This window comes from Faecalibacterium intestinale (assembly GCF_040096575.1).
In the GTDB taxonomy this organism is placed as follows: Bacteria; Bacillota; Clostridia; order Oscillospirales; family Ruminococcaceae; genus Faecalibacterium; species Faecalibacterium intestinale.
Genome location: NZ_JBBMEN010000021.1, coordinates 1 through 14,939 on the forward strand (window position 1 = coordinate 1; position 14,939 = coordinate 14,939).

Annotated in this window: 10 protein-coding genes and 1 tRNA gene; 6 read left to right on the top strand and 5 right to left on the bottom strand. The window is 58.3% G+C overall.

The genetic code is table 11. The annotated features are described in order from the left end of the window. Positions 1 to 367: 367 nt before the first annotated feature. Positions 368 to 2,335 carry a type I pullulanase gene (gene pulA, locus WMO20_RS11630; RefSeq protein WP_349186942.1) on the bottom strand — a complete coding sequence of 656 codons (1,968 nt, stop codon included), beginning with the start codon at positions 2,333 to 2,335 and terminating at the stop codon, positions 368 to 370. 110 nt (positions 2,336 to 2,445) lie between these two features. Here pulA and WMO20_RS11635 point away from each other — a divergent pair, with 110 nt between their 5' ends. After that, positions 2,446 to 4,512, top strand: coding sequence for an AAA family ATPase (locus WMO20_RS11635; protein WP_435387769.1), 2,067 nt, complete (start codon positions 2,446 to 2,448; stop codon positions 4,510 to 4,512). 53 nt (positions 4,513 to 4,565) lie between these two features. Here WMO20_RS11635 and WMO20_RS11640 read toward each other — a convergent pair whose 3' ends face one another. Beyond that, positions 4,566 to 5,219 (bottom strand): HAD family hydrolase, encoded by a 654-nt coding sequence (locus tag WMO20_RS11640; protein WP_349186944.1) that lies wholly within the window; start codon positions 5,217 to 5,219, stop codon positions 4,566 to 4,568. Between the two features lie 252 nt (positions 5,220 to 5,471). Here WMO20_RS11640 and WMO20_RS11645 point away from each other — a divergent pair, with 252 nt between their 5' ends. The 4 genes from WMO20_RS11645 (at position 5,472) to WMO20_RS11660 (ending at position 10,197) form a co-directional block, all read left to right on the top strand. Further along, positions 5,472 to 6,551 carry a branched-chain amino acid aminotransferase gene (locus WMO20_RS11645; protein WP_316541117.1) on the top strand — a complete coding sequence of 360 codons (1,080 nt, stop codon included), beginning with the start codon at positions 5,472 to 5,474 and terminating at the stop codon, positions 6,549 to 6,551. Between the two features lie 423 nt (positions 6,552 to 6,974). Then, complete coding sequence (locus WMO20_RS11650) at positions 6,975 to 7,745, top strand: alpha/beta hydrolase (RefSeq protein ID WP_349186946.1); 771 nt, start codon at positions 6,975 to 6,977, stop codon at positions 7,743 to 7,745. Positions 7,746 to 8,026: 281 nt separating this feature from the next. After that, on the top strand, positions 8,027 to 8,785 hold the full coding sequence (locus tag WMO20_RS11655) for an esterase family protein (RefSeq protein WP_349186947.1): 759 nt from the start codon (positions 8,027 to 8,029) through the stop codon (positions 8,783 to 8,785). 128 nt (positions 8,786 to 8,913) lie between these two features. Beyond that, on the top strand, positions 8,914 to 10,197 hold the full coding sequence (locus tag WMO20_RS11660) for an ATP-grasp domain-containing protein (protein WP_349186948.1): 1,284 nt from the start codon (positions 8,914 to 8,916) through the stop codon (positions 10,195 to 10,197). A gap of 307 nt (positions 10,198 to 10,504) precedes the next feature. Here WMO20_RS11660 and WMO20_RS11665 read toward each other — a convergent pair whose 3' ends face one another. After that, on the bottom strand, positions 10,505 to 11,872 hold the full coding sequence (locus WMO20_RS11665; RefSeq protein ID WP_349186949.1) for an MATE family efflux transporter: 1,368 nt from the start codon (positions 11,870 to 11,872) through the stop codon (positions 10,505 to 10,507). A 529-nt stretch (positions 11,873 to 12,401) separates the two neighbouring features. On the opposite strand from WMO20_RS11665, the gene WMO20_RS11670 reads away from it, so the two are divergent. After that, positions 12,402 to 12,492: transfer RNA gene (locus WMO20_RS11670), tRNA-Ser, on the top strand. A 198-nt stretch (positions 12,493 to 12,690) separates the two neighbouring features. Here the strand turns inward: WMO20_RS11670 and WMO20_RS11675 are convergent. Together WMO20_RS11675 and WMO20_RS11680 are read right to left on the bottom strand one after the other, a co-directional pair. After that, positions 12,691 to 13,881, bottom strand: coding sequence for a tyrosine-type recombinase/integrase (locus tag WMO20_RS11675; RefSeq protein ID WP_349186950.1), 1,191 nt, complete (start codon positions 13,879 to 13,881; stop codon positions 12,691 to 12,693). Between the two features lie 65 nt (positions 13,882 to 13,946). Then, positions 13,947 to 14,222 (bottom strand): helix-turn-helix domain-containing protein, encoded by a 276-nt coding sequence (locus tag WMO20_RS11680; RefSeq protein ID WP_118658586.1) that lies wholly within the window; start codon positions 14,220 to 14,222, stop codon positions 13,947 to 13,949. Between the last annotated feature and the right edge of the window lie 717 nt (positions 14,223 to 14,939).

A 14,939-nucleotide genomic window follows, 5' to 3' on the forward strand; every position in this document is an offset into this window, starting at 1 on the left:
GCCAGTCGGCGCTATCGCTTTAACGCTTTTTTCGCTTCTCCATTTATAGCCCCTCAGTCGCTGCGCGACAGCTCCCCAAGGGGGAGCGGGCACACCCACAGCGCCGCGCTTCCGCAGGAAGCAGGCGCTGTAAATGCCGTTTCCCGCCACGACCCCTCCCGTGAAAAAGTAAATCGGGAAAATCCGCAGATTTTCCCGATTTACAAATCACAAATAATTTTCCGCTGCAACGACGACGACCGCCGCCAGTGGCGGAAACAGGGAGGAGTTGTTGGGGCCGCGGCCAGCAAGACGCAAGTGCCGCCCAAGGCACGATGCGGATGCTGGGTGCCGCAACCCGGAAGACGCGGCGCGCATTCAAATCGTCTTACACCGCACCCAAAATAGTAGCACTGTACGGCGCAAGGGGGACATTGCCGGTAAAAATACGGCTGGGGCCGCGCCACAGGCTGGAGGAGGTGCCGTCGCTCAGCAGCTTCCACTGCCCGGCGGGCAGGGGAACGGTGCAGGCGGTTTCGGTGGGATTATAAAAGACGCACAAAGCGCTCCATGCTGCGCCGTCGCCCCAGACGGCGGGCAGTGTCCAGCCCACCAGCGGCTGCTCCAGCGCAAAGAACTGCAAAGCCTCCGGGGCGTGACGGTCGGTGCTGCCCAGCCGGGGAAAGGCTGCCCGCAGTGCCAGAAGCCCCCGGTAGTAGTCCACAAGGGCGTGGTACTGCTCGGCGCGGTTCCAGTCCAGCCGGTTCAGGGCGGGAGAGGAGCGGTAGCTGTTGCCTACGCCCTTTTTGGTGCGGGCAAACTCTTCGCCCGCCTGCATGAAGGGCAGACCGAAGCTAGTCAGGTAGATGCCCGCCGCCAGCCGGTTCTGCGCCAGCGCCACAGTGTCCCGGGCGGTGAACTCCGGCTTTTCGTAGCGGACGCAGAGCAGCTTGTCCCACAGGGTAAAGTTGTCGTGGGCGGAAACGTAGCTTACGATCTGGCTGGGCGCGTGGGGCGGCAGACGGTCGCTGCGGCACCATGCCGCCACCGCTGCGCCGATATCCCAGAAGCTGCCGGGCTTGCCCTCCACATAGCCCGGTTCCCGGGCATCGAAGCAGCCGCCCTTGATGGCGTCCCGGGTGTCATCGCAGAAGATGCCCACCCGCTCGTTGAGCATGGCAAGGTTCGCTTTGTTGGCTTCGTACCGGTGCAGCTGGCTGGCACCGCCCTGCCACGGCTCGCCGTACAGCAGGATGTCCCGTCCGCCGGGCAGGGCATCCAGTGCGGCACGCACCGCGTTGATGCTCTCGGCGTCGTACAGACCCATCAGATCGAAGCGGAAGCCGTCGATGTGGTACTCCTTTGCCCAATAGAGGATGGAGTCGATGAGGTACCGCCGCGCCATGGGGCGCTCGCTGGCAAACTCGTTGCCGCAGCCGCTGCCGTTGGAAAAGCTGCCGTCCGCATTCTGCCGGAAAAAGTAATAGGGCACGGTATTGTTCAGGGGATTTTCGGTGCGGTAGGTGTGGTTATACACCACGTCCATCACCACCCCGATGCCCGCCGCATGGAGGGCGGCGATCATCTCCCGGCACTCCCGGATGCGCACCTCGCCCCGGGTGGGGTCGGTGGAGTAGCTGCCCTCCGGCACGTTGAAGTTGGTGGGGTCGTAGCCCCAGTTATACTGCCGCAGCAAGGGCTTTGCTTCGTCCACGCTGCCAAAATCGAAAATGGGCATCAGCTGGACGTATTTTACCCCCAGCCGCTTGAGGTAGTTCAGGCAGGTGGGGTGGATGCCGTCGCCGTGCAGGGTAGTGCCCTGCTGGGTAAAGGCCATATATTTGCCCCGCCATGCCGGGCGTACCCCGCTGGCGGCATCCTGCGAGAAGTCCCGCACGCTCACCTCCCACACGGCGCGCTGCGCCGGGGGGATAGCGGGGCGCACATCCCGCTCCCACCCGGAGGGCGCGGTGCGGGCAAGATCTACGATCATGCTGCGGACGCCGTTTACCCCCACCGCCCGGGCGTAGGGGTCGCCGGTCTCGCGGGTGATGCCGTTTACGGTAACGGCAAAGGTGTAGTAGCGGCCGTGCTGCTCCCCGGGCAGCCAGATGCTCCACACGCCCTGTGCCCCGCGCACAAGGGGCTTTGTGCCCAGCACGGCACCGCCGTCTCCCTTATGGTACAAGGTCACGGTGACTGCTTCGGCGGTGGGGGCCCACAGCCGCAGACAGGTGCCGCCGGGGGTGTAGTCCGGCCCAAGGGGGCCGGTGTAGTAGTTTTCGCGGTGGAAGGGTTCGTTTTCAAACAGTGTTTTCCACTGGGCAGGCGTTTTTGCAGCCATGGTCAGCTTCATTCCTTCTTGTAAGATTCATTATATTCAGTGTATCGGACAACAGGCTTTTTTTCAAGAGGGAATCCCTTGCAAAATGCCGCGCAGTTCACTATACTGGAAGAAAAACACCGATGGAGGGCAGCACCATGGCATATACCGATGATTGGGAAAGCTTGATGAACGGCGTGTTCGGCGCGGGCGGCAAACTGAAGTTCGGCGGCGCACAGCCGCAGCCGGAAAAGCCGCAGCCCAAAAAAACGGCGGGCAGCGGCCTGCCTGATCTGAACGCAGCGCTGCTGGAACAGCAAAAGCAGCTGGACGAAATGCTCAAGCAGCAGAACGCCCGGCTGAAAGCGCAGGATGCCGGGGTGCAGACGGCGCTGGAGGACAGCCGCCAAATGCTGCGGGACATGGAAGCGGACGGCCTGCTGGCCAAGGGCACGGCGGACACAAAGCCGGAGCAGCTGGGCAGCTTTGAGGGCCTTGCCGCCGAGGTAAAAAAGACTGTCCTCGGGCAGGATGCCTTTGTGGACAGCGTGGTGCGGGCAATGCGCCGCCCCTTTGTGCTGGGCACCGAGGGCGCAGCCGCCCGCAACGTGATCCTGCTGTGGGGCGCACCGGGCACGGGACGGCACTTTGCGCTGGCAGAGACTGCCCGCATCATGGCGGCGCGGGGGCTTTTGCAGAGCGACCGGATGGCGGTGATGGATCTCGCACTCTACCCCGACCCCGGCGCGGAAAAGCTGTTTTTGCAGGACTTGTACGCTGCGCTGCACGCCCCGGGCGAGATCGTGGTGTTCGAGCACTACGAGAGCTGCCACCCCGGCTTTCTGCGCATCCTCTCCGACCTCGCGGTCAAGGGCAGTGCGCCTTTGTCCAGCCGGTATCTGGTCAACAAGGAGGGCATTCTGGTGGAAGCCGGCACGGCGCTTGCCCCCGGTGCAGTGAGCCGCATCGACCCCTGCGGCAAGTACCTGATCTTCTTCTCCCGCAAGGGACGGGAAGCGCTGGCAGATAAATTCGGCGCGTCCTTTGTGGCGGCGGTAGGGGATGTGTGCCAGACCGCCCCCTTCACCCCGGAAGCACTCGCCGCGCTGGCGGCGCAGCAGCTGAACGCGCTGGCGCAGCGGGTGCACAGCCGTCTGGGGCTGACCCTCACCGCCGGGGCAGAGGTGCGGGACTATGTGGCGGCGCAGTGCTCCAAGGAAAAGGGCGCAGAGGGGCTGGCAGACTGCTGTGAGCGCATTTTCCGCGCCCTGAGCGAGTATTGTTTGCAGACCGATGCAAAGCTGTCCGGCACGGTGGCGCTGACCGCCGCGCCCGAGGGGCTGCAATTTGCGCTGAACGGTGCCGCCCCGGCAGACCTGTTCAGCCTGCTGCCGGCGGCCTACACCGGCGCGGTGGAGCAGATCCGCGCCGAACTGGATGCGCTGGTGGGGCTTGCCCCGGTCAAGGAGTATGTGTTCGGTCTGGCAGACAATTTACAGGTACAGCAGCGCCGCGCGGCGGCGGGCTTCAAGACCGCAAGCCTGTCCATGCACATGATCTTTACCGGCAACCCCGGCACCGGCAAGACCACCATTGCCCGGCTGGTGGCAAAGTACCTCAAGGCCATCGGTGCGCTGGGGGGCGGGCAGCTGGTGGAGGTGACCCGCGCCGACCTTGTGGGGCGCTACACCGGGCACACCGCCCCGCTGACCAACAGCGTCATCGAGAGCGCACTGGGCGGGGTTTTGTTCATTGACGAAGCATACAGTCTGTACCGCGGCGAGCAGGACAGTTTTGGGCTGGAAGCCATCGACACCCTTGTAAAGGGCATGGAGGATCACCGGGACGAGCTGGTGGTCATCCTTGCGGGCTACACCAAGGAGATGGAGGTGTTCCTCACCGCCAACAGCGGCCTTGCCAGCCGCTTCCCCAACAAGATCGAGTTCCCGGACTATACGGCGGACGAGCTGCTGGACATCACCGCCGTGCTGGCAAAGGGCAAGGGCTACCGCCTTGCCGAGAGCTGCACCTTCCCGCTGCTGGGGTACTACAAGCGCCGTCAGGCGCTGGACAGCCGCACCGCCGGCAATGGCCGTCTGGCGCGCAACACGCTGGAAAAGGCCATCTTCAACCAGAGCCGCCGCCTTGTGGCTGAGCCTGCCGCAGAGCTTGACCTCATCCAGCCCAGCGATCTGGAATTTGAAGAATAAAGAAAACATCATGCCGGACAGCCTGCGGGCTGTCCGGCATGATGTTTTTACGGTCAGAACCTTTCGTTCTGCAACCCGTCCAATACTTCGTACAGATCGCGGCACTCGGCGGTGTACAGACGGCGCATCTCGTCATTGGCGGGGGCCATGTCCGGCACCATCACGGTGACAAAGTGCCCGGCGGCACCAGCGCGCACGCCGTTGTAGCTGTCCTCCAGCACAAGGGTGCGGCCGGGCACAGTGCCCAGCGCTTCCGCTGCCCGCAGAAAGATCTCTGGGTCGGGTTTGGAAGCCGAGAACTGCTCGCCGGAGACGATCACCTTAAAATAGTGGGTCAGACCCCAGCCGTCCAAATGGTGCCGGATAGACGCCATCCGGCTGGAGGAAGCCACCGCCATGGGGATGTGCTGCGCGTCCAGCCATGTCAGAATTTCGTCCAGCCCGGGCTTTTTGGGCGGCGGTGCCTGAAACGCCTTTTCCGCCTGTGCGTGCAGCGCCTCGATGATAGCATCCGTGTCGCAGTTTTCCCCGTAGAAGCGGCGCAGCACCGCCCGCATGGTGTCTCCCGCCGTGCCGCGGGCGGCAACGTCCAACCCTTCCTTATAAGAAAGCCCAAGGGTGGCAAGTGCCGGCTCCCACAGGGTCGCCCACACCCGCTCGGTGTCGAACATCAGGCCGTCCATATCAAAAATAACGCTGTCGATCATGGCAGTATGCTCCTTCCATAGAAAAGCGGGGCTGTGCCCCGCAAAAGTGCTTTGTGCCCCTATTGTATCATAGATTTGGCAGTTTGCACACCACTATGCTCATAATTTGGTGCAACTTACCGGGTGGAAAGATGAAACATTTTGTGATTCCTTGCAAAACCGGCTGGGAATATTATAATAGAAACCAACATTTGTGTCATAAAGCGCCGGAAATCGTGCGCACGCGCATAAAAGGAAAGAGGGAAACTCACTATGTTGGATATCAAGATCACCCGCACGGCTGCGCCCAAGGCAAAGCCCACCGATGAGACGAAGCTCGGCTTCGGCAAAAAGTTCTCCGACCATATGTTCGTCATGGATTACACCGAGGGCGAAGGCTGGCACGATGCCCGCATCGTTCCCTACGGCCCCTTTGAGCTGGACCCCGCTACCGTGGTGTTCCACTACGCACAGGAGATCTTTGAGGGCATGAAAGCCTACCGCACCGCTGACGACACCGTGCAGCTGTTCCGCCCGGACTGCAACGCCAAGCGTTTTCAGGATTCTGCCGACCGTCTGTGCATCCCCAAGATCCCGGTAGAGGACTACATTCAGGCTGTCAAGGCTCTGGTGGACGTGGACCGCGACTGGGTGCCCCACACCGATGGCGCTTCTCTGTACATCCGCCCCTTCATCTTTGCCAATGATGTGGGTCTGGGCGTGCACGCTTCCAAGCACTATATCTTCTGCATCATCTGCGCTCCCTCCGGCGCTTACTACGCCGAGGGTATCAACCCCGTGCGCATCTACGTGGAGGACGAGTACATCCGCGCCGCCCCGGGTCTGACCGGCTTTACCAAGTGCGGCGGCAACTACGCCGCTTCCATCAAGGCCGGCGAGCTGGCCGAGGAGCAGGGCTACGCACAGGTGCTGTGGCTGGACGGCGTGGAGAAGAAGTACGTTGAAGAAGTGGGCAGCATGAACATCATGTTCAAGATCGACGGCAAGGTTTACACCGCCGCTACCGTGGGCACCGTGCTGCCCGGCGTTACCCGCCGCAGCTGCATCGAGCTGCTGAAGGACTGGGGCTACGAGGTCGTTGAGGGCAAGATCGCCATTGCCGACATCATGGCTGCTGCCCGTGAAGGCAAGCTGGAAGAGGTGTTCGGCACCGGTACTGCTGCTGTCGTCTCCCCCGTCAAGGAGCTGGTCTGGAAGGGCGAGCACGCCTTCATCGGCGACGGCAAGATCGGCCCTGTCACCCAGAAGCTGTACGACACCATGACCGGTATGCAGTGGGGCAAGCTGCCCGATACCAAGGGCTGGATCGTGCCTGTGGAAAAGAAATATTGAGCCGCCTGTCACCCTACGGCTTTTTAAGGGACTGCTGCATACCGTCTGGGGCAGCAGTCCCTTTTGCATCACCGCAGATGCCGTTTGCCTTTACGACCCCTCCCGTGAAAAGGCAATTCTGGAAAATCCGCGTTTGCGTAGCAATGAAAGCCCCAGTGGGGCTTTTAAGCGGCAGAGCGGTCTGCGTTAGCAGATGGAGGGGCTTTGCCCCGACAAGCTCCGCAGATTTTCCAGAATTGCGAAATTATAAATAATATTTCCGCTGATGATACGCAAAGCGAAGCGGAGCGCATTCTAAATCGTCCCGCCGCGCCTTTGCGCATAAAGATTGCAATTCCCGCCGCATGGTGCTACACTACCTATAAAGGGCGTGGGCTTGCCGCCTGTGCCCTTTGCAGGAAGATTTGAGAGGAAAGAAGCACCATGATCAAAAAATGGAGCATGAGTTACCCGGCGGTCAACGGCACCGAGCAGCGCCGGGCGTATGTCTACCTGCCCACCATGTACGAGGCACAGCCGGAGCGCCGGTTCCCCGTGCTGTATATGTTCGATGGGCAGAACGTGTTTTTCAACGAGGATGCCACCTACGGCAAAAGCTGGGGCGTGGCGGATTATCTGGACTATACCGACACCCCGCTGATCGTGGCGGCCATCGAGTGCAACGCCGGGGCAAACAACGAGCGTCTGGTGGAGTATTCCCCCTACCGTTTCGATGACCCCACCTACGGTCACTTTGACGGCAAGGGACAGGCCACCATGAGCTGGTTCATCCACCGGTTCAAGCCTTTGATCGACCAGAATTTCCGCACCCTGCCGGACAGGGCAAATACCTTTATCGGCGGCAGCAGCATGGGCGGGCTGATGAGCCTGTATGCCCTGCTGCAATATAACGATACTTACAGCCGCGCAGCGGCACTTTCCCCCTCCATCTGGGTGGCGCCGGATAAGCTTTCCGGCCTTGTGGGGCGTGCAAAGCTTGCCCCCGGCACGGTGCTGTACATGGACTACGGCTCCCGGGAGATGGGCAACCACGAGGGCATCCGCCGGGAGTTTTCTGCCTTGAGCGGCAAGCTGATGACCCGGGGCATCCACCTGACCAGCCGCATCGTGCCCGGCGGCACCCACAGCGAGGCCAGCTGGGAAAAACAGCTGCCCTTCGTGTTCCACACCCTGCTGTATGAGGTAGAGGAATAAAAAACGCTTATGGGAAGCGTCCTTGCCCTCTCCGTCAGTTCGCTTTGCTCACTGCCACCTCTCCCAAAGGGAGAGGCCTTGGCAAAGAGATGAAGTTTGCGTGGACTGCCAAGGGCTCCCACTTTGAGGGCCGACTTCCCCCGGCCGGGGGAAGATGTCGCGCAGCGACAAAAGGGGGAATCTGGCATCGCGCAGCGATGACTGAGAGGGCGAGCCCGCTGCCCACTTTTGATAAACCCAAAGGGGTTTTGATTGCACAGACTATCAAAGGAGGAAACACCATGGAGATGCAGTATTTCAAGGAGTACAGCCCGGAACTGGGACGGGATATGGAGTGCAAGCTTTACGGCCACGCCGGCCGCCCGATGCTGTATATCCCCTGTCAGGACGGCCGTTTTTTTGATTTTGAAAACTTCCACATGACCGACACCCTTGCCCCGTGGATCGAGTCCGGGCAGATCATGGTGCTTTCCATCGACACCATGGATCAGGAAACATGGTCGGACGCACAGGGCAACCCCTACTGGCGTATCCGCCGCTATGAGCAGTGGCTGCGCTACATCACCCGCGAGGCCGCCCCGATGCTTCAGCATCTGGCGCAGCAGCGCAACGGCTGGAGCGACCTGCCCGGCGTCATCGCTTTCGGGTGCAGTCTGGGCGCTACCCACGCGGTAAACCTGTACCTGCGCCGCCCGGATATCTTCTGCGGCTGTCTGGCACTCAGCGGCATCTACACTGCCCACTACGGCTTTGGCGACTATATGGACGAGCTGGTGTACATGAACTCCCCCGTGGACTACATGAAGAACTTCCCGGAAGATCACCCCTATATGCAGCTGTTCCGCAATCAGAAGGCGGTCATCTGCTGCGGTCAGGGCGACTGGGAACAGCCGGACACCACATGGCTGCTCAAGCGCATCTTTGAAGCAAAGCATATCCCCATCTGGGTAGACCTGTGGGGTCACGATGTCAACCACGACTGGAACTGGTGGTACAAGCAGGTGGCGTACTATATGCCCTACATTCTGGGCCAGCAGTGACCCATCCCGTGAAAATGGCACAACGGCGCGTCCATGGACGCGCCGTTGTTTCCCAATATTAAAGTCTGTCCCGCCCCGCAGGGGCATTGCAATCATAGAGGTAACGGAAAGAGGAATCAACAAATACTATGCAGAACTTTATTTTTATCTCCCCCAACTTCCCCACGAACTACTGGCAGTTCTGCCGGGAGCTGAAGAACAACGGCCTGAACGTGCTGGGCATCGGCGACCAGCCCTATGAGGAACTGAAGCCCGAACTGAAGGCAAGCCTGAACGAATACTACAAGGTGAACAGTCTGGAAAACTACGACGAGGTGTACCGTGCCGTGGCCTTTTTCACCTTCAAGTATGGCCGCATCGACTGGCTGGAGTCCAACAATGAATACTGGCTGGAACGGGATGCCGCCCTGCGCACCGATTTCCACATTACCAGCGGCTTCCAGACCTCTGATATGCCCCGCATCAAGTACAAGAGCAAGATGAAGGAGTACTATCAGAAGGCCGGGATCGCCACCGCCCGCTACCACATGGTGGATGACCTTGCAGGCTGCAAGGCCTTTGTGGCGCAGGTGGGCTACCCGGTGGTGGTCAAGCCGGACAACGGCGTGGGTGCTTCGGATACCCACCGCCTTTCCACCGACAAGGAACTGGAAGAATTTCTGGCTTACAAGGAGAAGGAGCACCCGGATGTGGCCTACATCATGGAGGAGTTCGTCCGCGCCGAGGTGAACAGCTACGATGCCATCATCGACGCCCATGGCAACCCCATCTTTGAGGCAGGCAATGTGAGCCCGGTGTCCATCATGGACATCGTGAACAACGATGACAACTCCATCTACTACATCATCAAGGATCTGCCGGAGGACACCCGCGCCGCAGGCCGTGCCGCCGTCAAGAGCTTTGGGGTGAAGAGCCGCTTTGTCCACTTCGAGTTCTTCCGCATGACCGAGGATCAGGCCAGCATGGGCAAAAAAGGCCAGATCGTGGCGCTGGAGGTCAATATGCGCCCCTGCGGTGGCTTTACCCCGGACATGATCGACTTTGCCCGTTCCACCAACGTGTACAAGATCTGGGCGGACATGATCGCCTTCGGCGGCACCGATATGCCGGTGGGTGAGCACTACTACTGCGCCTTTGCCGGCCGCCGGGACGGCAAGAGCTTTGTTTACAGCCATGAGCAGCTGATGCAGAAGTATCAGGACAATATGCGCATGGTAGACCGCATCCCCGAGGCACTGTCCGGTGCCATGGGCAACCAGATGTATGTGGCTACCTTCTCCACCCGCGACGAGATGGAAAAGTTCTATTCCGACGTGCTGGCCGTCACCGATGCCACCAACGCGAAGGTGCAGGCTGAGCTGACGAAGGTGCTGGCTCTGGGTGAGCCGGAGACGGTAAAGGCTGAGAAATAATTGGTGTGCTGGAGTGCGCTCCCCCATAAGCGTCCTCGCCCTCTCCGTCACGGCTTGCGCCGTGCCACCTCTCCCAAAGGGAGAGGCTCTGGCGAAACCGCACACTTTGCACTTGAATCGGAAACTGTACCGTTATGCCAAGGGCTCTCCCTTTGAGGAAAGACTTCCCCCGTTCCGGGGGAAGATGTCGCACAGCGACAAAAGGGGGAATCTGTCACCGAAGGTGACTGAGAGGGCGAGCCCGCTGCCCTCCCGTGAAAACACAAGCCCGGAAAGTCCGCAGACTTTCCGGGCTTGTTCTAATTTATTACACTTTTGCAGCGCCACGCTCCAGAATACCGTTGAAGCGGGAGAAGAAGGTGATGGTGGTAATGGTAGCCGCCAGAATATCGCTGACCGGCTCTGCCAGAAAGACGCCGAACACCGGGTTCGGCAGCAGGTGCGGCAGGATGAAGATGAGCGGGATCAGCAGGATGATCTTGCGCAGACAGGCCAGCAGCAGGCTGACCTTGGCCTGTCCCAGCGCCATAAAGCTCTGCTGGCAGGCGATTTGGAAGCCCATGGCAAAGATACCTGCCATATAGATGCGCATGGACCATGTGGTGTAGGAAATAAGGGCGGTATCCGAGGTGAAGATGCCCGCCACAGCCCCCGGCACCAGCATCATGAGCAGCCAGAACAGGCAGGTGTAGCAGCCGCACAGCAGCAGCTGGAAGCGGAACGCCTCCTTGACGCGGGACATTTTGCCCGCGCCGAAGTTGAAGCTCATTACCGGCTGACCGCCCTGACAGATGCCCTGAATGGGCAGGGTGCACAGCTGGGAAGCGCTGGTGATGACGGTCATGGCACCCACAGCCACGTCGCCGCCGTACCGCGCCAGACTGGAGCTGAAGCTGATGGACAGCAGGCTTTCGGTGGACATCATCACAAAGGTGGAGATGCCCAGCGCCATCACCGGCAGGATGACCTGCTTTTCCGGGCGCATATAGTCCTTGCGCAGGCGCAGGATGGTCTTTTTGCCGGTAAGGAAGCGTAGGATCCACACCGCGCCCACCGCCTGACTGAGCACGGTGGCAATGGCAGCGCCCCGCACGCCCAGACCCAGACCAAAGATCAGGATGGGGTCGAGAATAATGTTGATGACCGCACCGATGACGGTGGTAAGCATACTGGTCTTGGCAAAGCCCTGCGTGGTGATGAAGGAGTTCATGCCCAGCACCAGCAGCACGAACACCGAGCCCAGAATGTAGATGCGGCTGTACGCCAGCGCATAGGGCAGGGTGGCGTCACTGGCACCAAAGAGCCGCAGCAGGGTGGGTGCTCCGGCGTAGAACACCACGGTCAGCACCACCGAAAAGAGCAGCAGCATGGTAAAGCTGTTGGAGATGATCTTTTCCGCCTGCTCCTTGTCGCCCTGTCCCAGCGCAATGGCGGTGCGGGGTGCGCCGCCCGCGCCCACCAGCATGGCGAATGCGTTCAGCAGCATAAGGATGGGAGTGAACAGTCCCACGCCGGTCAGCGCTGCCGCGCCGATGCCGGCAATATGTCCGATGTAAATGCGGTCCACAATGTTATACAGCAGGTTGACCACCTGTGCAACGACCGCCGGGATCATGAGCTGCAGCATCAGCTTTTTTACGCTGCCAGAGCCCATATCCTGTTTTGCCTGTGCCATGGATGTGATTCTCCTTTTTATCGCAATTTTCAAGAATAGCGCCTATCAAAACGGCATATTTGCGATATGCAGTTTGCGGATGTTGCCAAGGCATTAAAAACGCAAACTGCTATACTTCAAATTTGAACTATCTCTTCTCTATTATACTCAAAACCCGCAAAAATACCAGTCCCTTTTTGCAAAATTTTCCGTGCTGCGCAAAAAGCTGAAAACCCCGGGACTGCTGCACCGCAGCCCCGGGGTTTGGAATGCGAAAAAGTGTTGACGCCAACAGGCTTTTTTGCTATACTATATAAAGTTTATCATGGAGATGTATCGAAGCGGTCGTAACGAGAACGACTCGAAATCCAAGTGGATGCTTCGCCGGAAATCTCCATATCGCACGAGAGAACGTCGATTTTGATGTCCCGACAGGCTTCAGAACCTGTCTGAACGATGCGTTTTCTAACAATATTCTAACATTAAATTTCTAAGATTCAAGAGGAAATCAGCAATATACAACTTGCAATTTCCTCTCGAAATACAACAAGGAGTAGTACTCAAGTGGTCGAAGAGGCGTGACTCGAAATCTCGTAGGCCCTGCAAGGGACGCCAGGGTTCAAATCCCTGCTACTCCGCCAGAGGCGCAGATTCAAACGAATCTGCGCCTTTTTTGCTGCCAAATCCAACGGTGATGCTGTGACAACAATAGCTAAGATCCTACTTTGAAAGCCCGTTCTCTCCTAAATTCTCTCCAACAGGAACTTTAACAGGCCGCCTGTTGAATCCGTTAGAAATACTACCGTTCGTTGAAACTGCTGTAGAATGCAACGGTCTTTTTACTTTTTCATTTCTAACAGCCCGGCAATGACCCCAGCCGACCCTTCCTTGCTCTTGTAATCGAGATGTGCGTAGATGTCAGCGGTGGTAGAAAAGGTACTGTGCCCCAGCCACTCCTGAACCTGCTTCATGGATACGCCGTTCATCACCATCAGGCTGGCACAGCTGTGGCGCAGATCGTGGAAGCGGATGCGGGGCAAGCTATACTTCCGAAGCAGCCAGTCGAAGTGCTCCGTCACGAAGTTCGGGCGGATCAGCTTGCCTTCCTGATCGGTGCAGACGAAATCCAGATACTCGGTGCTGTAGCTCTTCTTGAACAGCTTGCGGTAAAGCTGCTGCTTTTCCTTCTGCTTCAGAAGTTCTTCTTCCACAGCCGGGATCAGCGGCAGAGTACGGCAGCTGGTCTTGTTCTTCATCACATCGCTGACCACAGGAACGTACTTGCCGTTCACCAACTGTTCCGTTACCTTGTGATTGATGGTGATGGACTTGCGCTCAAAGTCGATAGACGACCACTTCAGCCCAAGCACCTCGCTGCGGCGCAGACCGTAGTAGGCTGTAATGAGGATGCACAGGTGCAGGGGGTCATCCTGCGAGACTTCCAGCAGCTGCTGGACTTCATCCTTGGAGTAGAAGTTGGGACGGAAGCTGTTCTTCTTCGGGCGGTCAACTTTCAGCATCGGGTTGGTTTCCAGATAGTCCTTGCGGACGGCATCCTTGAACGCTTTACCGAAGATGGCGTGGTAGTGAATGACCGTGTTGGTGGTATAGCCCTCCAGCAAGATCTTCTCCTGAAACTCATCCAGCACCTGCGGCGTGACCTCGCACAGCTTCAAGCCCAGCGGCCTGAAGTACTGCGTGATACGTCCCTGAATCATCTGATTATAGCTGATAAAGGTTGCAGGCTGGATGGATGCCTTGTGGACTTGCACCCACTCGTTGAGATAGTCCAGAAACAACATCTCCGACTTGTTGACGGGTTGGAGGGGCAGTGGCAGGGGCTTGGCGGTTTTAGCATCTACTTTTTCGTAGGCTCCGCCCCGCCCTGTGGGCAGCTCCCCGGTCTCATCATAGTGGAGCAATACTTCCCGGAGCATGGATTCCGCCTTGCGCTTGTTGCCCCGGACGGTCAGACCTGTGGAAATCCACTTGATCTTCCGCTTGCCGTTGGCATCATAAAGATTGATCACGAAATAGAAACGTCCATTTTTCTCTTGGACAGACCCTGTAGTTTTCATCATAAACCTCCTTTGGGTCAACAGGCGTGCTGTCCGTTGCTGCACCCACAGCATACCACATCCAGCGGCGGATTTCCAGCCGGGAAGGTGCTCTGTCCGGTGAGCAGGAACTCGATCACGCTCAGCTTCGGGATACGATAGGTGCGGCCGATTTTAAGCGCAAACAGGCGGCGGGAACGGATCAGTTCCCCGACCGTGTGGCGGTTCAGACCAAGCATCTCCGCAGCCTGCTGAAGGCTGACGGCATCGGGGCAACCGGGAAACATCTGGGAATAGGCATCGTTAAATTTCATAGGCACTCCTTCTGCATAAGTAGTTTAAGGTCAAAAAGTGTGTCATCCTTTGCAGCAAGGCTGCGGTTAGGTGATAATGTAAAGAGAACTGGCAGCAATTCCAGCTCTCGCATCGCAGATGGGCTTGCAGCCCATCTGCGTCAATATGATATAGGTCTCCCATATTCGCCCTCGGCACCCTAGGAGTGGGGAATCGTCCGGCAGCGGATTCACACCGCACCATTGGCATTTCAGCCACCCCGTCTTCGTTATGACCGGGCTGCGAGTTACAGAAGTACCTTTTGTGAAGTACCGGACGATTGAACTATTCTGTTTTCAAAGAACGGAGTTTTATAGAAAATCTTCGGAATTTAAAGCTTCTGAAAAATTGTCCCTCTAATTGGTAGCCGATGAAAAAGGGCTTTTTGTTACCAGAAAAAGAAATTTGTTGAAAAGTTCTTGGAAAATATAGTTGATGTGGCTACTCGTTTAAAATAACATCGGTCTGCGGGGCGACCGATGGAGGGTGGAACTTTGCAACCAATGGCAGTGCCTGAAGTTGAAAGTGGTCTTGAAAAAAGATGCCCTCAATAGGTAGCCGACGGGAAAGGCCATTCTGCACCCACAACTTATAACCTGTAACCAAGATGTAATCATTCAAATCGATATTAGCCAGAAAAAGAAGCCTTCATATACGAACCCAGTTGGACGACCAAAATGCACCCGTGTCTCCAAAAG